Raw genomic sequence first — 25,895 nt, 5'->3', positions numbered from 1 at the left:
GCCGGGATATGAATAGCAAAACCGTCGCCTGAATAATATGATATACCACTCACTCCCTTACAGCGAAAATTTAGTCTGAGTATTCTGTTAATGGGAGGGGCCCTGATGAGTCTCGGCATTGAGTTGGAATATTACGATCTGGCTGTCTGGTTTGATCGTAAGACGTTACACGCGCTGGTGCAGGCCCTGGTGGAAGCAGGGGTGAGCGTCACGTGGAAAGAATCTCCCGAGCAGTTTCACCTCCTCGTGAACACCACAGACGGTAAATCGAACTGGAAAATGCAGCGGATAAGCGGTTCTTACAAGCTGCAGCTAACAGGCTTCCCCATGTCGGACTCACGAGTGGCTAAGATTTTGAACCACTTTGTGGAGAAGGCAAAGGGGCATGCCATCATCAGAATCCGCTTGGAAGACAGTGTCCTGATGAAGCACATCCGGTACGGTGAAGCCGTCAGAATAGTGGAAATAAAAGGAGCTGAGAAAAAAGTGATCTTCGAAAAATCTTGCAATGTGACGATGGATCAGGTGATTGCCGCCTTGAAGCGACGTGACTCCGAAGAAAGAATTCCTGTATTGCGCCTGGAGCTGGATTATGAGCTTGCGACTTTGTATGATGCTCTGAAAGCAGAAGACAAAGGCCAGGTGAAACAATCCAAAGAACGCTTGAAACAGCTCCGCCGGGAAATGCTGCTGCTGGAAGCGTAGGTAGACTGGAGGATAAAGGGCGAACGATGCGTTTGACAAATAGGCATAGGGAATGAAAAAAGCGACATCTCGCAGACGAGGGTGTCGCTTTTTTTGGTTCAAAAGCGATCTCCCTGCTCATTCCATGGGTGCAGCGAGGAAGAAACGTGTTAGCAATTCGTGAATTTCGGCAGACTATGTTTGAATGACAGGCGATACGGCGTTACAATAGAAAAGGATTTTGGCACCCTATGCACCAGAAAGGAAGAAAATGTTTCATGGAACCATTCCTATTACAAATCCCGAATGTCGGGCTCCTGCTCTTGGCCGTCATTGCGCTGAATGTCGTGTTGCTCTTTGTATGCATCATGCAATCGGTCCGTGTCAGTCGACTTCGCAAATCAATCAACAGGCTCATGACTGGAGTAGGTGGAGCGAATCTGGAGGAAGGGATGCATCGATTGCTCGATCTCGTGGACGAAGTGAAAAAGCAGCACAATGATCAGCAGTTCATGATCAATCGTCTGTCACAGAGACTTTCTGCACAAAATGGAAATGTTGCCGTGATTCGCTACAACGCGTTTGGGGATGTGGGGAGCGATCTGAGTTTCTCGATGGCGATCCTTGATGATGCACAAAACGGAGTCGTGATCACGAGTATTTTCGGGCGCGAGGAGTCGCGTGTATACGCGAAGCCGTTGGAAGCAGGCACCTCTGTGTACTCGCTTTCAGAAGAAGAACAAGCAGTTATAAAAAAAGCGATGAATCCGCCTGTGGGGGCATAAACCATTCCGAATTTCTCTGAAATGGGAAGCATATGAATGAATCAGAGAGTTCTTTTCGATTATTGGCGTCTCAACATACAAAATTCAGCTTTTTTGCGAAAATTCATCACCTTTTCGCTCAAGACTTTTTTAGTCGCTTATTGTATAATAAAGATGTCAAGGATGGTTTTTTCGTAAATACAAAAAGTAGGTGATCCGCCTTCATTACCCAAATCGATTTTCGATTCGCGGGGCAAGGCCAGGTTCTACAGCGTTCCTTCGTTGACACTTAGCGTAACTCCTTTGATTCGGATGATTGTTCGGTCGATCTTTGGCCCATGCAAACCAAAAGAATTGAGGAGATATTATGGCACAGCGTTTAGCGACTAACTACGCCAAGGCCTATTTTACGGTGAATGAAGAAGAGCTGAACCAATTCGTCTCGCTCTTCACCAATGAACACATTTCAGTCGATGTCAAAGTTTGTGACAATGGGGATCGGGACGTTATTCTGACAGACAAAAACGGCGAAATTCAACTGAGTTTCACCAGATCTGGCAATCGTTTTCAGTGCGACAGTTCATATCTGATTCGAGATTTTGGGCTGGCTAATGCCATGCGAAAAGCGATGAAAACATTCCGAGGCTATGGAATTGTTCACCGGATTTACGATGGTTTCACAGTGGTGTACCACTATGACCAAGGATCAGTCGTGAGCATTCACGAGGTTTCCGGTGACGAGGAAATGTCCATCTTTGAAAATACCTCGCCGAGCGTGGCCAATGAGCTGGAGAGCTTGTTCCAGCAAGATGGCAGCGAACGGGAGATTGAGTCCTTATATCAAGAGACGGACCGATGGCTGGATCTGCGTAATTGGGCAAGTAGCAATGCCCCCGAAAAGCTTACTGCGATTGATTGCCGATTAGCCTCGTTGTCAAAACGTCTGTTTGAACTGGAAGTCTAAATGTTGATTGAACGCCAAAAATGGGTGCAGATGCGCCCGTTTTTTATTTTCCTGTAATTTATCGAAATAGGGTATTGTCAAATTAGGCAGAAGCGTGGTATTGTTGTTTTCGTTGGAAACAGGATTAGGAACCAGGATTCACTTTAAAGGGTGGATAACAAGAGGGAAACCGCCCCCGTTAGTGAATGACGCAGGTCCTAGCGATGTTTAACATTACACACTGCTAGGAAGGGGGAACCGAAAGATGGAATACTCGACTTTCGGAAGACACGTTGCTGTTGACACATGGGGAGTTCAGTTTGACTTGTTGAACGACGCAGAATTTTTGAAAAAAGAAATGATTGAAGCTGCTGAGGCATGCGGTGCTACGGTACTAAGCGTGCAAGCTAAGCAGTTTTCTCCTCAAGGTGCTACCGTGCTGGTTCTTCTCTCGGAAAGCCACCTGTCCATTCACACGTATCCTGAGCGTGGATTTGCGGCTCTGGATTGCTACACGTGCGGTGAGACGGTAGATCCACAAGTTGCCATCGATTACTTGGTATCCGTGCTGAAGCCGGAGAAAACCTACGCGAAGAAGCTCGTTCGCGGTACAGGTGAACTGCAAGTAGTTGAGCCAGAAATGAAACTGGCTGAAGTGGCAAGCAAGTAACAAATGTAAGTATTCAAGAGGTGCGGATGGATTCCGCACCTCTTTTACGTGAAAGGCTGATGGGATGAATGGAGATTCCTTACCGGAAGGGAGCGGTAATGGTTTGACCCAAGTCCTTGAGCAATACAACGAAATCCTCAGCCGCTGTGCGAACGGGATGAGTGACCAAATTGTTGCCCGGGACCATTGTATGGTTAGGAGCTGCAGGATGGGTACGCTCTGAAGCTTCCCGATAGATGGATTCGTTAATCCCGCGTATCCGTGTGAACATCGCCGGCTCTGTCGTTACCCGGATGTTCATGTTAGGAGATACCGAGCGAGCTGCGGAATGAACCTGCTGTTCGATGACTTTTCGCTGCTCGTGAGCCATGTTGTCTCTCACACGAATGCCGATGACAGCATCTTTTCCATTGCAGACGACAGTAGCTCGGTCTACGCCAGGGACGTCGTCTGCCACTCGAGTGAGCTGTTCCGCTTTGTTTTGGTCAAAACCGTTTGCCGTATAACCATTTCGGTAATGGTAGGCGTTTGTATTTTGTGTATAGGCATTGTTGCCGTGAGCAAGACTGTTACGCATATCCGCTGGCCGCTGATACTCTGTGTTTTGCGTGTGCGTACCCGTATTCGGTGTCCCTTTGCTTGAGTTGGAGCTTGCGCAGCCAGTCAGAGACGATAGTGCCAGTACACCTGCAATGGCAATTGACCATTTTTTATCCATGGGGAACCCACCTCCTTTCCTTAGTATGACGAAATCAATAATCTCTACTCAGGAAGGGATTCCCGTAAAAAACTCCCCATTGTGCCGAGTTTCACGAACTGCTAATATGAAAGGTATGCATAACAGAGGAGGTTCACATGAAGCGTCTTGACATACGCAACATCGCGATTATTGCCCACGTTGACCACGGGAAAACCACACTGGTTGACAAACTGTTAATTCAATCGGGCACATTCCGTAGCAATCAGCAGGTAGAGGAGAGAATGATGGACTCCAACGACCTGGAGCGGGAGCGCGGAATTACGATTCTGGCAAAAACCACATCGGTTAAATACAATGAGTTTACCATCAACATCCTGGATACCCCGGGCCACGCAGACTTCGGCGGCGAGGTAGAACGGATTATGAGCATGGTGGACGGCGTTCTGTTGATCGTCGATGCGTTTGAGGGCTGTATGCCACAAACCCGCTTTGTTTTGAAAAAAGCGCTGGAAGCAAAAGTTACGCCGATCGTCGTTGTAAACAAAGTGGACCGCGACAATGCTCGTCCACAAGAAGTGATCAACGAAGTATATGACCTGTTCATTGACCTGGACGCTACAGAGGATCAATTGGACTTCCCGATCGTATACGCTTCGGGCTTGCAAGGAATCGCTGGTATGGAACCAGACAAGCTGGAAGGCGACCTGCGTCCGCTGTTTGACACCATCATCGAGCACATGCCTGCTCCAGATGCAGATGAAAACGCGCCGCTGCAAATGCAAGTAACCATGCTCGACTACAACGACTTCTTGGGTCGTATCGGGATTGGACGTATTTACCGCGGTACGATGAACGTGAACGATATGGTTTCGGTAACAACCCGTGAAGGTGTATTGAAAAAAATGCGTATTCAAAAGCTGTTCGGCTTCTCCGGTCTGCAGCGCGTGGAGCAAAAAACAGCAAAAGCGGGAGACATTGTCGCGATTGCAGGTTTGGATGATATCAACGTTGGGGAAACCGTTTGTGACGTCGATCATCCAGATCCATTGCCATTCTTGAAAATTGACGAACCTACTCTGCAAATGACGTTCCTCGTGAACAACAGTCCGTTTGCTGGACGGGAAGGCAAGCACGTAACTTCTCGCAAGCTGCGTGATCGCCTGATGGAAGAGCTCGAGACAGATGTATCTCTTCGTGTAGACGAAACGGATTCCCCAGATGCTTTCATCGTATCTGGACGCGGCGAATTGCATCTGTCCATCCTGGTTGAAAATATGCGCCGCGAAGGCTTTGAGCTGGGCGTGTCCAAGCCGGAAGTAATCGTGCGTATGATTGACGGCCAAAAAATGGAGCCGGCAGAGATGCTGGTGATCGACGTGCCAGAAGAGTACACAGGTCCTGTTATGGAAACCCTTGGCCAACGCAAGGCTGAGATGGTAAACATGGTAAACAACGGTTTTGGACAGGTTCGCCTGGAATTCATCATCCCGTCCCGTGGTCTGATCGGCTACCGTACCGAATTCATGACCATTACTCGTGGTTACGGAATCCTGAACCACTCGTTTGACAGCTATCGTCCGCTGGTTCAAGGTCCGGTAGGTGGACGTCATGCAGGGGTATTGATTTCGCATGAAACAGGTACAGCTACCACTTATGGTCTGATGTCTGTGGAAGACCGTGGAATCATGTTTATCCAAGCCGGTACGGAAGTATATGAGGGAATGATCGTGGGCGAGCATAACCGCGACAATGACCTGACGGTAAACGTATGTAAAGAAAAGCATGCGACTAACGTTCGTTCCGCGACAAAAGACGAGACAGTGAAAATGAAAACTCCTCGTATCTTGACGCTGGAAGAGGCGCTCGAGTATCTGAACGATGATGAGCTCTGCGAAGTGACTCCTCAATCTGTTCGTCTGCGTAAGAAGCATTTGAACAAATCCGACCGTGAGCGTTATGAAAAACAAAGACGTTGGGAAGCTCAACCACAAGCGTAACCAACCAATAGAGAAAAGCCGTTTGCCTGTTTTGCCGGGACAAACGGCTTTTTCTTTTTGCAGCAACCCACCGATTATTTTTTCGGGCAATGAAAGGGGGGGTGGCGGAGGAGGTGGACAAAAAGTGTCGGAATAGGCACTTGTTGCTCCTGCAAACTGAAAACGTTTTCTCATAGCAATTGACTGTCTTCAAGTGCCGCCTATATCGAGCTCCGTTTACGGTCATCTGTGCCTCACAATGCATCTGCGACCAGTTATGATTCCATTTCACCTGCTCCCAATGAACCTCTCGCATCTCTTCTAGCACGGTTGTATATATCAAGGTTTTCCCAGGCTTCTTGGCATATTTGATTTGCGGGTAAATGACGGCATCGTTTTTCGAAGCGACAGCTGGCGTGCTGAATATGGAGGAAGAGACGTGGCACGGGAGAACATCAGATTCAGAGCTGACAGGGAGTTAGATGCTCGGGCTCTGAAGGGATAGTCTCAGGTGCAAATGGGGTTAATGATAAATCCTCTACGGGCTGCTTGGGATCGGAACGTAGAAGATGTTTTGGCACCTGCGTTTTCCTTTGACGGCTGCCTGGTAGCTTGGTGCTTCGTTTATCTGCTTTCGCATGAGAAGTCACCCGATCCGGTAAAGGACGGTGGGTGCCACCGAAAGAACGAAGAGGAGGAGCGGTGTTCGATTTAGGGGAATTTGCACGTTTCGATGTGATCACCGTCCTTTTTATAAAATGAGGTTTTTGTGCGGATGTCTTACTACAATCCATACGCACTTGCCGGTAATTCTGTATAGTCGCCTGTCGTGGGAAATCCAACAAATCTTCCGGATTAGGCAGAAAAAAACCCCTTCGATAGTAGGCGAAGGGGCGTACGCGTATCAGATTGGTCAATCAAGCTTGCAGCAGAGCTTCGATATCGCCTGCAATCTCTTCTGGCTGGACGCGCGGCCCAATTCTTTTGGCCACTTGCCCTTCTTTCGTGACGAGAAATTTCCCAAAGTTCCACTCGATATCCTCACCGTTTCCTTCCGGAGCTTCAGATTTCAAGCGCTGATACAAAGGATGGGTGTTTGGACCGTTTACGTCTACCTTGGCGAAAAGGGGAAAAGTAACGCCGTAATTTCTATCGCAGAATTGAGCGATTTCGTCCTCACTGCCCGGCTCTTGACCTGCGAACTGGTTGCACGGGAAGCCGAGCACAACCAAGCCTTGCTCCTGATAACGCTCATAGAGCTCCTGCAGGCCTTTGTACTGTGGTGTCAGACCGCATTGGCTCGCGGTGTTTACGATCAACAGCACTTTACCTTTGTACTTCGCAAGTGTTGTTTCTTCCCCGGAGATCGTTTTTACTGCTACGTCATATAGGCTCATTGTTTTCCCACCTTTTTCTATTCTCACAGCCATCATAACATGTCCATTTGCTCGCGAGCCAGCGATGAGGTGTAACAGGTTTTGACAGAAAATACGCCACCTGATAAAGTTAAATGGATAGATTTTGATAGTAAAGGGTACAAGCACGAAAGTACGAAGCCGCGGAGAAATCTGCATCCACGGCTTGCACGAGACATCTGGTCGTGTGCGAAACAGGAGGAATTATTCGAATGGATTGGATTCAACTAGCGTCAACCTACGTTCCTGCCGACCCGGATCAGCTTTCTGCCTTTGACAGCTTTCGTTTATGGGCGGATCACAATCGGGCCTGGATTTTGTTTGTGCAATTGGTTTTAGTCTACTATCTTGGCTTCGCGACAAGGATTCGCATGCCGATCCTCAAAACGATATTACTCTACGTCCTCTTGTTTGCAGGAGCATTGATATTTGCCATCCTGGATGTTCAGCTTCCGGTTAAGAGCGCAATGCTAGTAGCCATTTTGATTCTCGTGATCGTGAAGCTTAGAATCAAACCAGAACAAGCGCAGAGAAAGTGAGTGTAATGAAGTGAAGCGAGATGACGCCCTCTTTAATTGGATACAAATACAAGTCGTTGCAGATGCACGTCCAGATGATCGGTCGGCGCAAGATACGGCCTCGTTTTTTTTGGAGCTGTTGCGCGAGGATCATCAAATGACGGGACTGGGCTACCGGATCGAGGGTGCCTGGTATATCGTCTTTGGCCAAGTGGCTTCGGTCGAGTGGGAAGGCCGCTTTCCCGCAGAGCTCGTGGAGGCACTGCTCCATGCTATCGAAAGTGAGCCGAAATACAATCAATAAGCTAGTGTGCGAAACCTTCCAGAGAGGATCTGGAAGGTTTTTTTGCGTTTCCTTTCTAGGTCAAAAGAAGCGGTTTTCTTGTTTATGCAACCTATTGAACGCGTATATCGTCTGTAAAAGTGCTTTACGTCAAGCAGGAGATTATTGGCATACGAAGAGGGGGAACTACTATGAAAAAGATAACGAAAAAGCCTGTATTGGCGGTAGTGGCGGCAGCTGGGATTATTGGGGCATTGACTCCGATTTTCGCGAATGCCAGCTCGTTTGGATCACCGAGTGCAACCAAAGTGGTCATGAACGAGGCAGGAAAGGAAGTCACCCGCTACAACCTGAAGGAATTGGCGAAAAACGATCCAGAAACGTTGAATATGCTGCTCAAAACTCAGGCGGAGCATCTGTACATCATCGTGGATGAACTAAAACTGAATACAAAATTGCAATCATATATGGAAGAGAACAAAGAAGAGTGGGAGCGAATTTACAACCAATACTACAGCGATATTTGGCTGGAGGTTCGTTTTACGGATGAAAAAGAGGAGATCGTCAGCGTCAGTGGACAAACCAAAAGCAATAAGGTTTACATCAAAGGCATCGTGACAAAAGATGTTACCAAAGTCGTTGTAAAAAAACCGAATGGCGATAATATCGAGGTCGTTCCGACTAGCGAGCATTCCTTTACCGTGACCTTTGCTTCTCAAGACACAGCAAGTGAGCAATACGTTACGGTCAGTGCGTACGCTGGCAGTGCGCTGGTGGATAGTGAAAAAGTGAAGGTAATCCCGCAAGCGGAGGAAGAAGCAGCGCTGATCATACATAGCTTGGCCGTGCTCGACGCGAAAAAAGGGGAACTGAAAGTCAAGGGGATCGTCAAGCAGGATGTAGATAAGGTTGTCGTGACGATCGATGGGGTAAAAGGCGAAGGAAAAGTGAAAAAGCTGTGGGATGGTGTGGGCAGCTACAGCATTACGCTGAAAAACGTCAAAGGCACGACAGGCAAGGCTACGCTCGATGTTTACGTAGACGATGAGAAGCGTGATTCCGACACATTGGACATCGAGGTTATCAATGCGCCGGCCAAAGAAGAAGTGAAAACCTACGCGCTATCCGGAGCAGCTGCCCTGGATCTGAAAACCAAAAGCATCCAAGTGAAAGGCAATGTCGTAGGTTGGGCCAAAAATAGTGGAATCAAGCTGATGGTGACGAAGCTTGATGGCAAAAAGCAAGAAGTGAAGCCAAATGACAAAGGGGAATACACACTCAAGCTTCCTCTGAAAAACCTGAGCTTTCAGGAGGATGCTGTTCGTCTGGAGCTGTACGTCAACGATAAGCTGGTGAAACAGGCTGCGTTCGCAACAAACAACATCAAGGGCTTAGCTGACATTTTGAAGCGGGAAGCTGAAAAACGCGACGATGAGGACGAAGCAAAGGATAAAAAGGGAAAAGGGAAGCTTGACCACTATCCGAATGGGAATGCGTATGGCTTTTGGAAAAAGCAGGGCGAGTGGTCGAAGCAAAATGCCGAGGAGTATGATCGCGAACGAGGTGATGATGCCGGGAAAGACCGTGATGACGATTAATCATGGGTCTCACGGCTGCTTGTAGGATTGTACGTAGTCTACCAAGTCTTTTATGTAATCGCCAATAATCGGTATGGATAAGAACTGAGACAGGAGCGAGCCAAGCAGCGCAAGCACGATGGCAGTTCCTAGTGTCAGACCCAGACCCCGGGCAAGGCCTGCGAGGAAATTGATCCAGAGCAGCTTGCGCGGGGCTGTATAGTTTTGGACGATGTCTGCGAGACGAATATCTTCGAGAAACATGGCGATTTTATCCATACGCTCGTTTAGTTTGCGCACCTCTTTGATTTCCTGCAGCAACTGGTCAATTTGGGTAAGCAAGCGGTCAGTGGGAGTCATCAGGTAGCCTCCATTTCTCAGTCGTTTGGATTTCTTCCAGTTTAGGGAAAAAAAGAGGGAGAAGCAAGACAAAGAGGAAACGTTTGCCTAAACCTTTTCCAGGAGGGTACAATAAGCGTACGTTACGTTTACAAGGAGGCAAGCAAAATGGCTGAAACCGTTTCCCGATCCCTGTCAGAAGAATTGTATGGGCTCTTGCAAAAGGAGCGTTTTGTCACGCTGGCTACCATCGATCACGAGTCGGGTTCTCCTGCCCTCAGTTCCTTGTCCTGGACTTATGCGGCGTCTAGCGATTTGATCCGCTTTGCTGTGGATAACCGATCGCGCATCTTAACCAATATTACAAAAGAGCCGCAGGTTGTTTTGCATCTGATCGGGGCTGGCTCCTCTTATGCGATCAACGGTCGGGCGGTCGTAAAATCGGAAAGGCTCGAAGGTGTTCCACTCAAGCTGGCTATGGTGGAAATAGCCATTGAAGCAGTGCGGGACATCATGTTCTATGGTTCTCGTATTTCTGTCGAGCCGCAATATGAAAAAACATACGATAAAAATGCAGCGGCCAAGCTGGACAATCAAGTGATGGAAGCTTTGAAGAACGCAAACTAGCGAAGGGGCTAGGTGGAAAATCCTGTTGACAAGGAAGATGCCCATCCGTTAGTATTAGGATCAATCAAATTGAATAGCAATCTTCTTATCCAGAGAGGCGGAGGGACTGGCCCGATGATGCCCGGCAACCAATCACCTGTATTTATACAGGGAGATAATGGTGCTAATTCCTGCAGAGTTATCAAACTCTGAAAGATGAGAAGGTCTTGCTTACGGCGACGTAATCAAAGCCTTCTTTCAGAGGAAAGGGGCTTTTTTTCATGCCCCTCTTACACTATTGGAGGGAGAGAAAACAGATGCATTTGGAGACAAAACTTGTTCAAGCGGGTGTAGGGAAAGACGAAAAGACGGGGGCGGTTAATTTCCCTGTCTACTATTCAACAGCTTATCGCCATCCGACGTTGGGGGAAAGCACAGGGTTTGATTATACGCGAACAGCGAATCCTACTCGGGTGGTTCTGGAAGAGGCGATTGCGGCAGCGGAATCAGGCGATGGCGGCTTCGCGTGTGCTTCCGGAATGGCGGCTATCCACACCGTCATGGGCTTGTTTTCCCAAGGAGATCATTTGATTGTCTCACTAGACTTGTACGGGGGGACATATCGACTGTTTGAACAGGTTTTGTCCCGATACGGATTGACGTTCTCGTATGTAGATTTGCGTGACTTGGCAGTGCTGGAATCAGCTGTGAAGCCTGAAACCAAAGCCATTTTTGTGGAGACACCGACAAACCCCCTGATTCAGATTACGGATATAGGAGAAGTGGCGCAGCTTGCAAAACAGCACGGTCTCTTGACCATCGTAGACAATACGTTCATGACTCCCTATTGTCAACGTCCACTTGAGCTGGGAGCAGATATCGTCCTGCATAGCGCGACCAAGTATCTCGGCGGACACAATGATGTGCTGGCAGGTTTGATCGTAACAAAAGGGCAAGAGTTATCGGAAAAAATCCGTTTTTTGCATAATTCCATCGGAGCGGTTTTAGGTCCACAGGACAGCTGGCTTCTGCTTCGGGGGATGAAGACTCTGGCCTTGCGGATGCAACGCCATCAATCCAATGCCTTTGCCGTGGCGAGCAAGCTGAAAGAGCATCCAGCCGTAACGGAAGTCTTTTATCCTGGGCTGGTGGATCATCCGGGACACGAGGTGCAGTTGAAGCAGTCGAGTGGATTTAGTGGCATGGTTTCCTTCCGGGTGCGCTCAGCGGATCAAGTGAAGCCGTTTTTGAAGCATTTGCAAATCGTATCCTTTGCAGAAAGTCTGGGTGGGGTTGAATCGTTGTGTACATATCCGGCGACGCAGACACATGCGGATATCCCACTGGAGATTCGCGAGTATGTCGGGGTATGTGACCGTCTGCTCCGCTTGTCTGTAGGCATTGAGCATCCGGATGACCTGATTGCAGACTTGTGCCAGGCGCTGGATGCGAGCTTGACGCTTGGGGGGAGTGTGCGATGAATTTTGCCACCAGAGTGCTGCATGGCACATCGTGCTTTGATCCGGCTACAGGCGCGTCGTCGGTACCGATTTACCAGGCTTCTACGTTTCATCAGGCTGATTTGGATCAGCCAGGCAAATTCGATTATGCGCGGTCCGGCAATCCGACCCGCGAAGCCTTGGAGCACGCGATTGCAGGTCTAGAGGGCGGAGAGAGAGGCTTCGCTTTTGCTTCCGGTATGGCTGCCATTTCCAGCGTGTTCATGCTTTTTTCCGCTGGGGATCATGTCGTCGTTGCAGAGGACGTCTATGGAGGGACTTTTCGCTTCTTGACGAAAGTGCTGTCCCGGATGGGGATAACCGTCACGTTCGTTGATGCCTCACAGACAGAAGCCGTCAGGGCTGCGATCCAGCCGACGACAAAGGGCATCTATTTGGAGACACCGTCCAATCCTACACTAAAGGTGACAGATCTATCGGCTGTGTGTCAAATTGGGAAAGAAAACGGGTTGTTGGTCATCGTGGATAACACGTTTTTGACCCCGTATTATCAGCGCCCGCTGGAGCTGGGGGCAGATATTGTCATTCACAGCGCGACAAAATTCATCGGAGGTCACAGCGATGTCGTAGCTGGTTTGGCGGTTACACGCGATACAGCGCTGGGAGAACAGCTCTACTTTATACAAAACGGCATGGGGGCGATTCTCGGCGTACAGGACTGCTGGCTGGTCATGCGCGGTCTGAAAACATTAAAAGCGCGTCTGGATGTCAGCACACGTACTGCAGAAAAAATCGCGCATTGGCTCCAGGCACATCCTGCCGTCACGCGCGTCTATTACACGGGTCTGGCTGACCATCCTGGCCATGAGATCCAGGAAGCGCAAGCCAGTGGTCATGGTGCTGTGCTTTCCTTTGACGTAGGGAGCCGCGAACGGGCAAAAGCGCTTTTTGATCGGGTGAAGCTGCCGATCGTCGCTGTGAGCCTGGGGGCCGTTGAAACGATTCTCTCCTACCCGGCAGCGATGTCGCATGCGGCGATGCCAGCAGAGGAAAGAGCACAGCGCGGGATTACCGACGGGCTGATCCGTCTATCGGCTGGACTCGAAGATGTGGATGATTTGATTTTGGATTTGCAGCAAGCATTGGATTCCCTGCCTTCTTTGGAGGCGGCGGCGCCATCAGAAAAGGCATTCTCCCGGGCGTAAAAGCCTGGGCGAATGCCTTTTTTTGCTGCATGTGTTTAAGGTGCACCTGTTCGATTGACGTTGATATTCTTGTTCCCGGTTGGATGTGAGTTGTTGCTCTTGTTGATGCGCTGCTCATTTTCTTGTGACGGTGTTTCTTCACGATGGCGTACATCACGAGGCAGTTGAGGAATGATGCGTCCTACGATATCCGCCAGTTCTTCGACAAAACCGGATACAGGATGACCGCGGCGAATATCTGCCGTCATTTCTCGGAGGCGCTGGACGATATCAGGGTCAGCCGTTACAACCGCATTGGCCCCCTGAGGATCCTCCTTGAGCGCTTCGGCAACGGTGTACTTGATGACTCCCACTTCTGGCCGGTCCAGACTCGCATCCACATCGATACCTACGACGGCAATTTTTCCGATCACGACAGCAGTCGCACCGTTTACCTTTTTCACACGAGTCGCCAGCTGGACGAGGCGATCCGCTGTCGCTTGCGAGGATTGATTATACGTCGGCTGCGGCGCAGTTTGCTGAACGCGCTGCGTATGGGGCACTTGTTGATTGGGCGGCGGCGCAGCCTGGTTGGCCGGCGGTTTATTGCCTGACATGCATGCGGTGAGCAACACGCAAATACCAAGGTAGTAGGTAACAGTCCGTTTCACAGGCATTCTCCTTTTCCCAGCAGTTACGAGTATTTTGTTCCGGCCAGCTTGTTTTCATTCTGGGAAAGGTCCGTCTATCTGTGTATCCGTCAACATAAACTGTAGTACATCACGTCGCCGCACCAGAGCATCCCTCCAAAAATTGCATAGGGTATATAAGATGGGTAATAGGAGGCGAGATTTTGAAGAAAATCTACGTACTGGACACCAACGTACTCCTGCAAGATCCACGGGCGATGTTTTCCTTCGCCGACAATGAAATTGTTATACCCGCAGTGGTGTTGGAAGAAATTGATTCCAAAAAGCGGTACATGGATGAAATAGGCCGCAACGCACGGTACGTTTCGCGGCTTTTTGACAGCTTCCGTGAGCTGGGACACTTGCACACAGGGATCACGCTGGAAACGGGCGGACTCTTCCGAGTGGAGCTGAATCATTCTTCGCTGCATCAGCTGCAAAAACAGTTTACCGAAATGACGAACGACAATCGCATCCTCGCTGTCGCATTGAATCTGCAAGAAGAAGAAAACCTTTCTCCAAACCCCCGCCCCGTCATTCTCGTCAGCAAGGACGCGTTGATGCGTGTCAAGGCAGATGCGCTGAGCCTGACAGCGGAAGACTTCCTTTCTGATCGCGTGGTAGGTGAATTCTCCAGCATTTATACGGGGTATCAGAAAATGATGGTCGCCTCCGAGATCATTAAATCTTACTATGCGACGCGAAGGCTGCAGCTTGCCTCTTGTTTTCCAAAATACCGATTTTATCCTCATCAATTCCTGGTATTGAAGGATGAAATCAACCCATCAATATCCGCTATCGGCAAGGTTGATCCAGATGGCAAAGCATTGGAGATGCTCGTATCGGATGACGACCCGATCTGGGGGATACGAGCGCGGAACGTTCAGCAGCGAATGGCGACAGAGCTATTGCTTCGAGACGATATCCCGCTGGTCACCATGACTGGCAAGGCCGGAACAGGAAAAACCCTGCTGGCATTGGCCGCAGGACTTTTGCAAATTGAGGATCAGCAGAAATACAAAAAGCTTCTGGTTGCAAGACCGATTGTTCCACTCGGAAAAGACATCGGCTACCTGCCTGGCGAGAAGGAAGAAAAGCTGAGGCCATGGATGCAGCCGATTTACGATAATCTGGAATACTTGTTCAATACGAAACGTCCTGGAGATTTGGATAAAATTTTGGCGGGCATGGGGAGTTTGCAGGTAGAGGCATTGACCTATATTCGGGGGCGCTCCATCCCAGGGCAGTTCATCATTATCGATGAAGCGCAAAACCTGACGAAGCATGAGGTGAAAACGATCCTGACCCGCGTTGGCGATGGCTCCAAGATCGTGCTGATGGGTGACCCGGAACAGATTGACCATCCGTATTTGGATGAGAGTAACAACGGCTTGACCTATGTCGTGGAGCTGTTCAAGGATCAAAAGCTGGCGGGGCACATCAAGCTGGAAAAAGGCGAACGGAGCGTACTGGCACAGCTCGCTGCCGATCTTTTGTAAAAAAGGTGTATAGCTTTTGAGAAATGGGATCATAATAGGTTTGTCGAGCCCGATGATTCATGGTTTAAACGGCGTAAAGCCTTGCAGGAGGCGAATATCCGTGGATACACATGAACAAGCAGTCGGCGAAAGTCGCGTTGGTGGAACAACCTAGATTCTTACGGTAAAGCAAACTCTCTCGTGGAGGTTGAAGTGCCAAAGAGAATAATCGGTAAAACCCCATAAGCAATTGGGCTCGACAAGGACCGCTCCCTTATTGGGGGCGGTTTCATTTTTGCGAAAAGCGCGGTTAGCAAAGGATACAAAAAAAGCCCGGATTGTAATCCCGGGCTTTTGCTTTGCAGGCATGCCTATTTTCCTGTAGTGGTTGCTTTCTTCAAAGCGCCCAGCGCGTTCATATGCATACCTTCATGGAACAAGGAAAAAGTAAACAGTTCGCCAATGGTGTTCATAGTTCCTTTGTTACCGAGCTGGAATGGCTGTGACAGCTTTTCATCCAAACGATCAGCAAAGGTTTCTTTAATGCGAGCCTTTTGCTCCTCCAATTGCGCAGCGAGAGTTGCCAACGAAGGAACGTCGCCTTCCCAGTTTGCAGGCTTGGTACCTGGCGCAAACAGTGCTGCATAGTTTGCAGGCAAGTTCGGACAGCTTGGGCCGTACATGAAGAGGTCTTGAGTAACCAGGATGTGACCGAAGTTCCAGCGAATGTTGTTGTTAAAGCCTTCAGGTATGACGTCTGCCACCTCTTCAGAAACACTGTTCAATGCGGACAGGGTGATGTTGCGTACCAGATCGTAGGAATCCCAGATGTAAGAGCTGTTAGACATAGAAAAAACCCCTTTCCTTAAAATGGTGGTATGCGTCCATGTTACCTTAAAATCCGCCCCAGGAAAACGGTTTCGTTCATGATTATCCGCTTTCTCCCATACAAATGTACTAGGGGGTGGAGTGGTGTGGTGAATTTGGACTCATCTATAGCGTTTCTTATTTATGTAACGGCGGTATCGAGTGCAGCAGCTGGGGTAACAGAGGCGTGCAAGTCGGTCATTCCATTTCTGGCAACGGATTACGAGCCCAAGGAGGATTGCTGGGAAGATGTGAATCATGCAGCCAGGCTGAATCACTACAAACGCTTTTTCAATCTGCTCATCTCTGTTGTAGCTGCCGGCATCATTTTCGGGGTGATGGGCATAGACCCTGCCCTCATCCTGACTGGAGCAAAGACGGCCTATGTAGAGCATTCGTGGAAGCTGGGAACCTGGATCTGGGGAATCGTAGCCGTGTTTGGCTCGCCATTTTTCGCTTCCCTCTTGAAAATTGTAGAGGGCTATAAGCAGAGCATGAATAGCAACCAACCACCGAATCGCCCGCGGGAGAAAGTGACGGGGCCACGGAGATAACAACCATTCTTGCCGCATAGACAGCAGTGCGGTAAGATAGCGGGGTACATACTGGCGAAAAGGTGGGCGTCATGAAGTATACCCGATTTATTCAAATGATGGTGATGTTCGTATTGGCAGTTATTTTCCTGCAGGCATGCTCTGGAAATGAATTTGATGCAGAAAATCCAAAAGAGTATGGGATTAATGGAGTCTATTTAGGTCAAAACGTCAAGGAAGCAATCGAAATTCTAAGGCCGACCAAGGCTGATTTCATGGATATGGTGACGAGGCAGACATACACGGTGGATCAAATGGCGGCAGGAGAGGGAGACGCCGTCATGGGGATGCTGCTGATCGACCGGACCCAGCTCATTTTGAAAGTGCAGAAGGGCCAGCTTCAATCCATCATGCTAAGCGGAGTGCCGCAGGAGGATGCGCAGAAGTTTAAAACGATCAGAGGGCTGGCCATGTATGACGCTTCCGAAAAGCTGACCCAATTATACGGGATGGGAACTGGCGAAAAGGAAGTTATCTATCAGGGAAAAAGCTACAAGGCGAGCTTTGGACTCGCCAATAACCTGGTGGCCTGGATGCGTTTTGACAAGCTTTAGAGCGAATACGAAAGGAAGGTGGTTCGATTAGGAACGCACCTTCCTTTTTGCTTTATTCTTCGCGATGGACCCATTCCAAAGATACCTGGTAAGCCCGCGCAATCCCTTCCACCAGTTCAGTCAGGGAGCCGTCGATGATGTAGGAAGGAGCGGGAGCCGCAGGGGAGCCGGGAATCTGGCCTACCAAATGTTCTCTCAGCTGTTCGCGCGCTGCCCAGCGATCCGGTTCACTTCCGAGATTTTCCGGCAGCGTGAACACAGCTATACGATCTGCATAAAGATAAAGATGCTCGTTTTGACTGATGAAGCCTCTGTCATCCAACGACTCGATCTTTGCGGTCGAAGGCATGAGGAGAAGAGGGAACACGTCTCCGAGCATATTGGGCTTGCGCAATACTTCTTCCAGCTTGTCGCGCTCGTCCTCGTTTTCCACGATGAAAAGCAATTGATCCCGGTCAAATACATTGACATGATCGCCAATTTTATGTATGACTTGAGCATAGAACCCAGGCAGCTTTCCTGCTGGTATTTGAATTTCTACGCCGTACATAGAACGCATACGATCCACCACCTAAGAGCTTTTTTCTTATCGTATCAAAAATATGAGGAGGTTCCTATGAGCGAACAACAACTTTCGATCCAAGTCTTTCCACTCGGAGATTTTCAAACCAATGCGTATGTTCTCACAAACACGGGTACAGGTGAGACGATCGTCATTGACCCGGGGATGAAGCCCGAGCCCATGCTGCAAGCTATCAAGAATAAACAGGTGGTAGCGATCTTGCTTACACACGCCCACCTCGATCATATCGGAGGGTTGAATGATGTTCGGGCATTGACTCATGCACCTGTCTACATCCATCCCTTGGAGCAGGATTGGCTGACAGATCCGGATTTGAATGGTTCCAGCCGCTGGAATTTACCCGAGCCGATTGTATGCGAGCGAGCGGAAAATGAGCTGGCAGACGGACAAACATTGGAGATTGCAGGCTTCACGATTCAGGTCATGCATACCCCGGGACATTCCCCAGGCAGCTGCTCTTTCGTCATAGGCAGACATTGCTTTGGGGGGGACGTTTTGTTTGCGCAGAGCATTGGACGTACGGACTTGCCAGGCGGGGATTACGAAACACTCATGATCAGCATCCAGGACAAATTGTTCGAGCTCAATGACGATACGATCGTGTATCCGGGACACGGACCGAAAACGACGATTGATTCCGAGAAAAACTTCAATCCTTTCGTGACAGGGTTGTTACGATAAGTTTGAAATAGGCCGCTGTTTGGTAGCCCGTGAGAGGATTTTCGTAGCAGGTGGCGAAAAGGGAAGGGTCACAAAGGAAAAAGGAGACGTATGTATGACTGAAAAATGGTGCCGTTGGGCTGTGATCCTGGCGATTGGCTGTGTAAGCATGACGGGTTGTGTCCCGCCCGTTGCCAATCAGGAAAGACCCTCCACCACTCCTGCTGAAACGGCGGCTCCGACTCTTCCCGTTACGCCTTCAGAGGAACAAACAGCACAGACTGAAAAGCCGGAAGAACCACCTGCTACAACCCCTGTGGAAGAGCCAACCTCCCGTTTTCCCGAACAGCGCCTGACGGTGATGGCCGTAGGGGATATCATGATGCACCAGGAGCAGCTGGATGCTTCTTGGAATCCGGGCAAAAAGGAGTATGACTTTCACTCGTTCTTTACGAATGTGGTGCCGCTTTTTCGGGAGGCAGATTGGGTGATCGGCAACCTCGAGACGACAATGAGTGGCAGGGAAGCTGGATATTCCGGATATCCCATGTTCAATTCGCCGGCTGAACTGGCTACCACGCTAAAGGACGTCGGATTTACTGCCGTATCGACCGCCAATAATCATTCGTTGGACCGCAAAGAGCCAGGAGTTTTGAAAACCATCCAGCATCTTGATCAGGCTGGCATTCTGCATACCGGTACTTTTGCCAGTCCAGCAGAGCGGGATGAGCCCTTGCTGCTGAAAAAGGATGGGTTTACACTTGCACTACTGTCGTATACCTACGGAACGAACGGGATTCCCATTCCTGCCGGCAAGCCGTATTTGATCAATCTGATCGATCCTGCTCTGATCAAGAAAGACATCGCCCGGGCACGCGAAAAAGGGGCAGATCTGGTAGCGGTAGCGCTTCATTTTGGAGTCGAGTATCAGCGCCTGCCAAATGAAGCGCAGAAAAAAACGGCGGAGCTGTGCATTCAGTACGGCGCGGATCTGATCCTGGGAGCCCATCCACACGTTGTACAGCCCTATGAATGGAAGACGGTAACCCTGGAGGATGGCAGAGAGCATAAAGGCCTGATTGCCTACTCTCTGGGCAATTTCATTTCTGCTCAGCGTTGGGATTACAAGGACGTGGGAGCAATTCTGCGCATGACGCTGCACAAAAGCGAGACAGGAGTAGCGTCCATCGAAAGCGCCGAGATGATTCCGACCTACGTGCATTTCTTTCGCAAGGCAGGGAAACGCAATTATGTCATTTATCCCGTTCCCCAGACGTTAGCCATGCTCGAAAAGGGAGAAAAATATCCGACCCTTACGAAAGACGCCATCGCGTATATGCAACGCCTAGATCAGGAAATGGCTGTGCATGTGAGTACAGTTGTATCAAAGAAAAAAGCCAGCTAAAGGGAGCTGGCCTTCTTTCTTTTTCCTATTTGCTGCCAAACCCGAAAGGCAGATTCAAGCGCAAATGAAGCTTTAGCTCCTCGTCTTGCATCGAGATGCCTTCCACTTGAATGTTCGGGGAAATCAATCCGGGGTAGAAGCCGAGATCATACATTTTTTCCATATCATCAACAGTGGATGGTGGTAAGGCAAAACCATCAAAGTACAGCTCGGAGATATGGAACTTCAATTCAGAAGGAGAGACGAGCTCGTACGTGCCGACCAGCCGAAGCTGCATGTGATCGTAGGTACCGTCCACAATCAGTTTGTTGTCATCAAAGGAAAAGTGGGATTGCTTGAACAGTTCGTCTTTATTCATCAGAAACTGGTTGAAATCATCCTGATTGATGACGAGTGTATGCGAGAGTAGTCCATCTGACTGAATGCGATCGGGCGTGGCGAGCTCAGGCACTTGCACCATGACATCAGCGAGAACGCCGAAAAACGTCTGAAACGCGGGCAGTCCCCGTTTTTGCCAATCAGCGATGAGATGATCCATCAGGGCTTCGACGGTTGTGGGGTCGTCCAGTTTTTGTACGTTTTTCTCTTTCTCAGCCTGAATGGCAAGCATCTCAGACAGCTGCGCTTCGTATTTTTGCCGCAGCTCCTTCAGCTGTGCGAGGCGGTTGTGCTCTTCTTCCTGCATGGTGACTAGCTTGGTTCGTTCCGTCTGATACATTTCCAGCCGCTGCATATCCCGGTCATAGAGAATTTGAATAAAATCAAACATCAATAAAAACTCGTTGAAATTTTCCGCATTGAGCAGCAGTGTCAGAAGATTGGCGCGCTCGCCTGTATAATAGGCCCTCGCCACTTCCCCTGCATGGCGATGCATGGCTTCGATAACCAGCTTCTGTCGTTTCAGATCAAGCTCGAGCTGAGCAATATCTCCTTGGGTCCGTGTCTCCTCTTTTTTGATGAGGGTGAGGGTACGCTCCAATTCTTTTTGAGTAAAATGCTGCTGCAAGATCAGCTGCTCCAAAGAAACGGGCTTCTCCTCCTCGGCGAATACCGTCAGCGGACATACAACTAGGAACAAGATGAGCAGAAATTTGCGCATGATTTCACCTTTTGTATCGTGATGGGAAGCGGTGTACGAGATGAATGCACCTATTCTCTCCACATTGTATGACTTCTTTTCGTATTATAGCCTTATCAGGTTGAATTTGAATAGCAGGAGAAGAGTCTATATGGATCTATATGCCGTCATTCACAGGGAAATTGAGAGTCGTTCCGAGAGGGCCATTCCCTTTGCGCGTTACATGGAGCTGGCTTTGTACCATCCGGTTTACGGATACTACATGTCGGACAAACCAAAGGTGGGAAAAGACGGCGACTTTTTTACAAGCGCCTCGGTCCATCCTGTGTTCGGAGAAACGCTGGCAGATGTAGTAGCGGATATGTGGCGTATTTCGCAGATGCAAGCACCTGTCCTCGTCGAGATTGGGGGAGGAACAGGAAGACAGTGCTGCAATATACTCGATCGGCTGCAGCAGGAAGCACCAGACCTGTATCAGGCGATGAAGGTCATCCTCATTGAAACGAGCCCGTATCATCGAAAGCTGCAGGAGGAAGCGCTGAGCGCTCATGATGTGCCAAAGCACTGGTATTCTTCTCTCGCTGAAGCTGCGGACAAGCAGTCGATTGAAGGGGTCATTCTCTCAAACGAATGGCTGGATGCTTTTCCGGTGCATATCGTGGAAAAATCAGCACGAGGCTGGCAGGAGGTGTGGGTGAGTAGTCAGGAATCGGGCTTTGGAGAAGAAAAGGGCGCGGTTACACCCGCACTGGCTGCTTTTTTAGAAGAACAGGATTGGAAATTGCCAAATGGAATGCGCATAGAGATCAATCTGGGCATGGAGCAGGCGGCGCGGGACGTAGCGCGGCTCCTGAACCGAGGCTTTGTTGTGACCATCGACTACGGAGATCGCCAAGAGGATTTGTATCACCCTAGCCGAAAAAATGGAACGCTGATGTGCTACTATCGTCATCAGGCGCACGATAATCCTTTTGCGCATCCAGGAGAAGAGGATATAACGGCTCACGTGAATTTTTCAGCGTGGGGAGATTTCGGAGAGCGAGAGGGATTAAAGGAGATCGCCTATCTGCGGCAGGACAAGTTTTTGATCAGGAGCGGTCTGCTGCACAAGGCCGTGGCTCATCAGGACCGAGATCCGTTTACCAGCGTGGCGATGAAACGCAACCGGGCCATCCAGCAGCTGATCGATCCAGCAGGCTTGGGAGGCCGATTTCGCGTTATGGTTCAGTCCAAAGCGATCGAGAATCACACAGGCTTGCGTTTTCTCGAGGAAGTTTGGCGATAAAACAACAAATAAAAAAGATGCTCTGTAGGGAGCATCTTTTTTCGTTACAGCATCATTTGAAGCATAGCGTGTTCTCCACCGCCAACTGGCATGATGAAGAATGTGTAGTACGTGAACCCTACAAAAGACAGGAACATAAATCCAAAGAAAATGTTCAGGTACACTCGCTCAGTCAAAGCCATGTAGCTCAGTGCTACGAAGAAGGCTGTCAGACCGAAGAAAATCAGCGCCATTGGGTACAAGCCGCCCCAGAAAGACATCAGCGCAATGACGATGGTCCAAAAACCGAGAACGCGATACATACGATCCATCTGTGTCCCCCCTTTTTGCATAGAACGGTAAGATTTACAAGATTCCTTCCTCATTATATAGGACGGGCGAAGGTGTGTAAACGGGAAGGTATGACGGTTTTTTGGCAGATAGGAAAATACAGGGTGTCCAATATCAGTATTGTATCACTGTATAATTACACGATTTGCATCCGCCAATCATGGATTCATCCTCACGTAATTCAATTTTCCCCAAGTACGATTCAAATATCCCCATTAAAAGAGCGTTATGCATTTGGCACACAGCGGTAGGGTGCTTCTTGGCTGTATCCGAGAACGTGCAATTGTTTACACGAAAACGAAGAACCCCATCCTGAAGCGCTTCAATATCCGGTTTCAATCCTTGGGCAACAACCAATCGCTGAATGTGGCTCAGTTTTTCTTCCATAGTAGCAGTCGCAAGCTTCAAACCACTTTTCGCTACCGCCCGTTTTGCCATCTCCGTGCCGATGCGATATCCCATTTTGATCAATGCGGCTTCGCCTGCTTCGCCGAGCGAAAGTAAGCTCTCAATCGCGATATCGGCTAGCAGCTGATAGTCACGCGGCGGAAACTGTAGGCTTACCACCTGATCGGACAACGAATACAATCGGCTGGGACGTCCTCCCTTACCGCTTTTGTCCGAAACGGCGGAAAGCAAGTGAACGTCCTCCAATTTCGTTAAGTGAAGCCGAGCCACGTTGGGGTGGATTGAAAAATGTTCGGCTACATCTGTAACAGTAATCGGTTCTTTGCTATAAGCAACATATTGGTAAATGGAAAAACGGGTGGGGTCAGCTAAAGCGCTGGTTAACTTTTGAGCGTCGCAATCCATGCCAGAACCCCCTTCATAAGCAAATCATCATAAGTGTATCCGATTTTCCTTAGATTGTTAAGGTTGTAGTGTGCAAGAGACGCATATCCGTGCAATTTTTTGCGTCTAGTTTTTAGATTAACTACTATTGACATAGTGTTAATAACACATTTATAATCCGTAGTAAGGAAGGTTTCTTTATTAGCTTACTTTTTGCAAGTAGTTGTTTCCATCAAATGGGAAGAACGAAAGAAATACTTGTTCGAAATGAACGAATTGCATAGATGAGATGGAGGGGTAACCGATGGCAGTTGCTGAACGTACACAGACAAGTAAATTAACGTTTTTCACGTATCCGAGCTGCACATCCTGTCGCAAGGCGAAAGCTTGGCTGGCAGAGAATGGTGTCAACTACGAAGAGCGTCATCTGTTTAAAAATCCACCGACAGCTGAAGAGCTGCTCGATATTATCAAAATGACGACGAACGGTTTGGATGAAATTCTGTCCACGAGAAGTCAACGCTTTAAAAACCTGGACGTAGACATCAACGACATGTCGGTAAAAGAGCTTTTGGAAATGCTGAGCGAAGAGCCGCAGCTGCTGAAACGTCCGATTTTGACTGATGGGGAAAACCTTATCGTGGGCTTTAACTCATCGGCAATGAAAAGCTTGCTGTCCTAAAACAGTCCTATAGGTATGGAAGAGGGGGGGGCTATGTGCCGCCTTCTTTTTTTGCGAATTATCCTGCACGGCACGATGAGCTTATGTTTTCTAATCTCCGTAGGATTTTGCGCTAACGGGAGGTAAAATAGAAGGTGGGAAACGTCGGAAAAGGATGGGAAACGATCATGGAAACATTACGTGTAGGGAAACAGGACGGTGTAGCTACCATTACACTGCATCGGCCAGAAGTACATAATGCGATCAGCATGGAGCTGGTGGATGAGCTAACTGCTGTGCTAAAGGATTGCGAAACGGATACCCAGGTAAAAGTATTGATTGTAACGGGAACGGGCAAAAGCTTTGTCTCCGGTGGGGACTTGAATCAGTTTATCGCTGTTCGTGGATATGAACAGTCGTTCCCACTCTTACACAAAGTAACGGGACTGCTCTCGGCTATCGACCATTTTCCTAAGCCGGTCATCGCTATGGTAAATGGAGCAGCCGTAGGTGGGGGCTGTGAATTTGCCGGTGCATGCCATTTTCGATTTGCCAGTGATCAAGCGGTTTTTGGTTTCGTCCAAATCAGCATGCATATCACCACGGGCTGGGGCGGTGGAAGCCGCTTGCTGGACAAGCTGCCTGAATCCAAGGCCCTTGCCTTGCTTTTGACAGGCGAGCGGATGAGTGCCCTTGAAGCGAAAGGATACGGCTTTGTAGATGAAGTGTATCCTGTTGAAAAGCTTCAGGAGGAAGTGGAGAGGTTTGCACGGAAAATTGCTGCACAGCCATTGGTAGGGATCGAGGGCTATATGCGCATGCTGCACTGGAAGCGCAATGGGCTACCGCAAGAGGAGCGGATCCAAAAAGAAGTTAGCCAATGTGCGAGCATTTGGGGAACGGATGAACATGTAAGCGTCGTGCAAAAATTTCTGCGTAAACGTTAGGCTGCGAGAGGGTCAGGTTTCTTCCGTTTAAACATTTATTTGCTTGGACATACTTTTTCTAGTAGAAAGCGATTCTACAAGAGTAGGGAAAAGCATAGGATGAAACTACATCATCCTTTTTAAAGGTAACGGGAGGGACTCATATGGTAGCTTCCAGACAAGACGCATGGACCGAAGACGACGATCTAGTGTTGGCGGAAGTCACCTTGCGCCACATTCGCGAAGGCGGCACCCAATTAGCCGCATTTGAAGAAGTGGGTCAAAGGTTGGGAAGGACAGCTGCTGCATGCGGCTTCCGATGGAATAGCTGCGTCCGCAAACGATACGATGCCGCTATCTCTATTGCAAAAAGCCAGCGCCAGCAGTTAAAGAAAATGGGAAGAATCTCCGCACCAGCACCAGCTGTAGTAGCAGAGGTGGAAAGTGTCACTACCCCTCCAGCACGTCAAGCCCCAAGTCCGGTTGATTTCGACATGAGAGAGCTGGACGAAGAGCAGCAGATTGAATCCGTTATTCGTATGTTGGTCAATCAAAAAGAGTTGTCTCGTCGTGTCAAGCAACTGGAACGAGAATTAGAAGGAAAAGAATTGGAAATAAAAGAGTTGACAGAAGCAAACGAGCGTGCTAGGAAAGAGCTCGATCAAGTGCAAGGCGTGAACGAAGATTACCGGGCACTCGTACAGATCATGGATCGAGCACGCAAGCTTGCCTTTTTGCAAGAGGAAGATTCCAACAAGGCTATCTTTAAGATGGATGAGAATGGAAATCTGGAGCGTGTGGAGAAGTAAAGCGAGAGCGGATAACGAAATAAAAAAGAAGCGGGCTTCCACCGCTTCTCAGATTGTTGAGAAAGC

29 protein-coding genes and 1 riboswitch are annotated in these 25,895 nt (G+C 49.1%); of the genes, 20 read left to right on the top strand and 9 right to left on the bottom strand.

Features of this window, described 5'->3' with window-relative positions:
* Positions 1–105: 105 nt before the first annotated feature.
* The 4 genes from EDM55_RS26215 to speD all read left to right on the top strand — a co-directional run bounded on the left by EDM55_RS26215 (position 106) and on the right by speD (position 3,061).
* Positions 106–705, top strand: a complete 600-nt coding sequence (locus EDM55_RS26215; protein WP_122961746.1) for a YkzI domain-containing protein — start codon at positions 106–108, stop codon at positions 703–705.
* 257 nt (positions 706–962) lie between these two features.
* Positions 963–1,469: a DUF4446 family protein gene (locus tag EDM55_RS26210; RefSeq protein WP_122961745.1), complete on the top strand. Its 507-nt coding sequence runs from the start codon at positions 963–965 to the stop codon at positions 1,467–1,469.
* Between the two features lie 346 nt (positions 1,470–1,815).
* Positions 1,816–2,412, top strand: coding sequence for a hypothetical protein (locus EDM55_RS26205; RefSeq protein WP_092267712.1), 597 nt, complete (start codon positions 1,816–1,818; stop codon positions 2,410–2,412).
* Between the two features lie 244 nt (positions 2,413–2,656).
* Positions 2,657–3,061 (top strand): adenosylmethionine decarboxylase, encoded by a 405-nt coding sequence (gene speD / locus EDM55_RS26200; RefSeq protein ID WP_092267713.1) that lies wholly within the window; start codon positions 2,657–2,659, stop codon positions 3,059–3,061.
* A 79-nt stretch (positions 3,062–3,140) separates the two neighbouring features.
* Here speD and EDM55_RS26195 read toward each other — a convergent pair whose 3' ends face one another.
* Positions 3,141–3,779 carry a YhcN/YlaJ family sporulation lipoprotein gene (locus EDM55_RS26195; protein WP_092267714.1) on the bottom strand — a complete coding sequence of 213 codons (639 nt, stop codon included), beginning with the start codon at positions 3,777–3,779 and terminating at the stop codon, positions 3,141–3,143.
* 137 nt (positions 3,780–3,916) lie between these two features.
* Here EDM55_RS26195 and typA point away from each other — a divergent pair, with 137 nt between their 5' ends.
* Complete coding sequence (gene typA / locus EDM55_RS26190; RefSeq protein WP_092267715.1) at positions 3,917–5,758, top strand: translational GTPase TypA; 1,842 nt, start codon at positions 3,917–3,919, stop codon at positions 5,756–5,758.
* A gap of 896 nt (positions 5,759–6,654) precedes the next feature.
* On the opposite strand, the gene EDM55_RS26185 is transcribed toward typA, so the two are convergent.
* A complete protein-coding gene (locus EDM55_RS26185) occupies positions 6,655–7,134 on the bottom strand; it encodes a glutathione peroxidase (protein WP_122961744.1) in 480 nt (159 codons plus the stop codon).
* A gap of 230 nt (positions 7,135–7,364) precedes the next feature.
* Between EDM55_RS26185 and EDM55_RS26180 the strand changes: the two genes are divergently transcribed.
* The 3 genes from EDM55_RS26180 to EDM55_RS26170 all read left to right on the top strand — a co-directional run bounded on the left by EDM55_RS26180 (position 7,365) and on the right by EDM55_RS26170 (position 9,551).
* Positions 7,365–7,691: a YlaH-like family protein gene (locus tag EDM55_RS26180; RefSeq protein WP_092267718.1), complete on the top strand. Its 327-nt coding sequence runs from the start codon at positions 7,365–7,367 to the stop codon at positions 7,689–7,691.
* A gap of 10 nt (positions 7,692–7,701) precedes the next feature.
* Positions 7,702–7,974, top strand: a complete 273-nt coding sequence (locus tag EDM55_RS26175) for a hypothetical protein (protein ID WP_122961743.1) — start codon at positions 7,702–7,704, stop codon at positions 7,972–7,974.
* A gap of 170 nt (positions 7,975–8,144) precedes the next feature.
* Positions 8,145–9,551, top strand: a complete 1,407-nt coding sequence (locus tag EDM55_RS26170; protein WP_122961742.1) for a hypothetical protein — start codon at positions 8,145–8,147, stop codon at positions 9,549–9,551.
* A gap of 9 nt (positions 9,552–9,560) precedes the next feature.
* Here the strand turns inward: EDM55_RS26170 and EDM55_RS26165 are convergent, their stop codons facing one another.
* Positions 9,561–9,890 (bottom strand): DUF5665 domain-containing protein, encoded by a 330-nt coding sequence (locus EDM55_RS26165; protein ID WP_122961741.1) that lies wholly within the window; start codon positions 9,888–9,890, stop codon positions 9,561–9,563.
* A 147-nt stretch (positions 9,891–10,037) separates the two neighbouring features.
* Between EDM55_RS26165 and EDM55_RS26160 the strand changes: the two genes are divergently transcribed.
* From EDM55_RS26160 to EDM55_RS26150, 3 genes are all read left to right on the top strand, one after another.
* Positions 10,038–10,496: a pyridoxamine 5'-phosphate oxidase family protein gene (locus tag EDM55_RS26160; protein ID WP_092267722.1), complete on the top strand. Its 459-nt coding sequence runs from the start codon at positions 10,038–10,040 to the stop codon at positions 10,494–10,496.
* Between the two features lie 82 nt (positions 10,497–10,578).
* A riboswitch (SAM riboswitch) is annotated at positions 10,579–10,698 on the top strand.
* A gap of 94 nt (positions 10,699–10,792) precedes the next feature.
* Positions 10,793–11,956, top strand: coding sequence for an aminotransferase class I/II-fold pyridoxal phosphate-dependent enzyme (locus tag EDM55_RS26155; RefSeq protein ID WP_122961740.1), 1,164 nt, complete (start codon positions 10,793–10,795; stop codon positions 11,954–11,956).
* Positions 11,953–13,140: an aminotransferase class I/II-fold pyridoxal phosphate-dependent enzyme gene (locus tag EDM55_RS26150; RefSeq protein WP_122961739.1), complete on the top strand. Its 1,188-nt coding sequence runs from the start codon at positions 11,953–11,955 to the stop codon at positions 13,138–13,140. The genes EDM55_RS26155 and EDM55_RS26150 overlap by 4 nt, the downstream gene beginning before the upstream one ends.
* 35 nt (positions 13,141–13,175) lie before the next feature.
* On the opposite strand, the gene EDM55_RS26145 is transcribed toward EDM55_RS26150, so the two are convergent.
* On the bottom strand, positions 13,176–13,796 hold the full coding sequence (locus EDM55_RS26145) for a YhcN/YlaJ family sporulation lipoprotein (protein WP_122961738.1): 621 nt from the start codon (positions 13,794–13,796) through the stop codon (positions 13,176–13,178).
* Between the two features lie 176 nt (positions 13,797–13,972).
* Here EDM55_RS26145 and EDM55_RS26140 point away from each other — a divergent pair, with 176 nt between their 5' ends.
* Entirely contained in the window at positions 13,973–15,307 is a 1,335-nt protein-coding gene (locus tag EDM55_RS26140; protein ID WP_092267726.1) for a PhoH family protein, read from the top strand.
* Positions 15,308–15,657: 350 nt separating this feature from the next.
* On the opposite strand, the gene EDM55_RS26130 is transcribed toward EDM55_RS26140, so the two are convergent.
* Positions 15,658–16,134 (bottom strand): DinB family protein, encoded by a 477-nt coding sequence (locus EDM55_RS26130; RefSeq protein WP_122961737.1) that lies wholly within the window; start codon positions 16,132–16,134, stop codon positions 15,658–15,660.
* A gap of 126 nt (positions 16,135–16,260) precedes the next feature.
* On the opposite strand from EDM55_RS26130, the gene EDM55_RS26125 reads away from it, so the two are divergent.
* Positions 16,261–16,707, top strand: coding sequence for a hypothetical protein (locus EDM55_RS26125; protein WP_092267729.1), 447 nt, complete (start codon positions 16,261–16,263; stop codon positions 16,705–16,707).
* Between the two features lie 71 nt (positions 16,708–16,778).
* A complete protein-coding gene (locus EDM55_RS26120) occupies positions 16,779–17,300 on the top strand; it encodes a hypothetical protein (RefSeq protein ID WP_092267730.1) in 522 nt (173 codons plus the stop codon).
* A gap of 52 nt (positions 17,301–17,352) precedes the next feature.
* Here the strand turns inward: EDM55_RS26120 and EDM55_RS26115 are convergent, their stop codons facing one another.
* The gene (locus EDM55_RS26115) at positions 17,353–17,859 is read right to left on the bottom strand and encodes a hypothetical protein (RefSeq protein WP_092267731.1); all 507 of its coding nucleotides are present in this window, start codon (positions 17,857–17,859) and stop codon (positions 17,353–17,355) included.
* A gap of 57 nt (positions 17,860–17,916) precedes the next feature.
* On the opposite strand from EDM55_RS26115, the gene EDM55_RS26110 reads away from it, so the two are divergent.
* Together EDM55_RS26110 and EDM55_RS26105 are read left to right on the top strand one after the other, a co-directional pair.
* Positions 17,917–18,564: an MBL fold metallo-hydrolase gene (locus tag EDM55_RS26110; protein WP_092267732.1), complete on the top strand. Its 648-nt coding sequence runs from the start codon at positions 17,917–17,919 to the stop codon at positions 18,562–18,564.
* Between the two features lie 94 nt (positions 18,565–18,658).
* Entirely contained in the window at positions 18,659–19,948 is a 1,290-nt protein-coding gene (locus EDM55_RS26105) for a CapA family protein (RefSeq protein ID WP_122961736.1), read from the top strand.
* A 25-nt stretch (positions 19,949–19,973) separates the two neighbouring features.
* On the opposite strand, the gene EDM55_RS26100 is transcribed toward EDM55_RS26105, so the two are convergent.
* Positions 19,974–21,047 carry a coiled-coil domain-containing protein gene (locus EDM55_RS26100; RefSeq protein ID WP_122961764.1) on the bottom strand — a complete coding sequence of 358 codons (1,074 nt, stop codon included), beginning with the start codon at positions 21,045–21,047 and terminating at the stop codon, positions 19,974–19,976.
* A 130-nt stretch (positions 21,048–21,177) separates the two neighbouring features.
* Between EDM55_RS26100 and EDM55_RS26095 the strand changes: the two genes are divergently transcribed.
* Positions 21,178–22,311, top strand: coding sequence for a class I SAM-dependent methyltransferase (locus EDM55_RS26095; protein WP_122961735.1), 1,134 nt, complete (start codon positions 21,178–21,180; stop codon positions 22,309–22,311).
* A 44-nt stretch (positions 22,312–22,355) separates the two neighbouring features.
* Here the strand turns inward: EDM55_RS26095 and EDM55_RS26090 are convergent, their stop codons facing one another.
* A complete protein-coding gene (locus EDM55_RS26090; RefSeq protein ID WP_055746684.1) occupies positions 22,356–22,622 on the bottom strand; it encodes a DUF2626 family protein in 267 nt (88 codons plus the stop codon).
* Positions 22,623–22,755: 133 nt separating this feature from the next.
* Complete coding sequence (locus EDM55_RS26085; RefSeq protein ID WP_122961734.1) at positions 22,756–23,454, bottom strand: helix-turn-helix transcriptional regulator; 699 nt, start codon at positions 23,452–23,454, stop codon at positions 22,756–22,758.
* Positions 23,455–23,737: 283 nt separating this feature from the next.
* Here EDM55_RS26085 and EDM55_RS26080 point away from each other — a divergent pair, with 283 nt between their 5' ends.
* From EDM55_RS26080 to EDM55_RS26070, 3 genes are all read left to right on the top strand, one after another.
* Positions 23,738–24,115: a Spx/MgsR family RNA polymerase-binding regulatory protein gene (locus EDM55_RS26080; protein ID WP_092267736.1), complete on the top strand. Its 378-nt coding sequence runs from the start codon at positions 23,738–23,740 to the stop codon at positions 24,113–24,115.
* A 134-nt stretch (positions 24,116–24,249) separates the two neighbouring features.
* Positions 24,250–25,041 carry an enoyl-CoA hydratase/isomerase family protein gene (locus EDM55_RS26075; protein WP_246071027.1) on the top strand — a complete coding sequence of 264 codons (792 nt, stop codon included), beginning with the start codon at positions 24,250–24,252 and terminating at the stop codon, positions 25,039–25,041.
* 143 nt (positions 25,042–25,184) lie between these two features.
* The gene (locus EDM55_RS26070) at positions 25,185–25,829 is read left to right on the top strand and encodes an RsfA family transcriptional regulator (RefSeq protein ID WP_122961733.1); all 645 of its coding nucleotides are present in this window, start codon (positions 25,185–25,187) and stop codon (positions 25,827–25,829) included.
* The last annotated feature ends 66 nt before the right edge of the window (positions 25,830–25,895 follow it).

Source organism: Brevibacillus centrosporus, from assembly GCF_003710815.1.
Taxonomy (GTDB): domain Bacteria; phylum Bacillota; class Bacilli; order Brevibacillales; family Brevibacillaceae; genus Brevibacillus; species Brevibacillus centrosporus.
The sequence above is the reverse complement of the archived record's forward strand: the minus strand, read 5'-3'. Positions and strand labels throughout refer to the sequence as shown.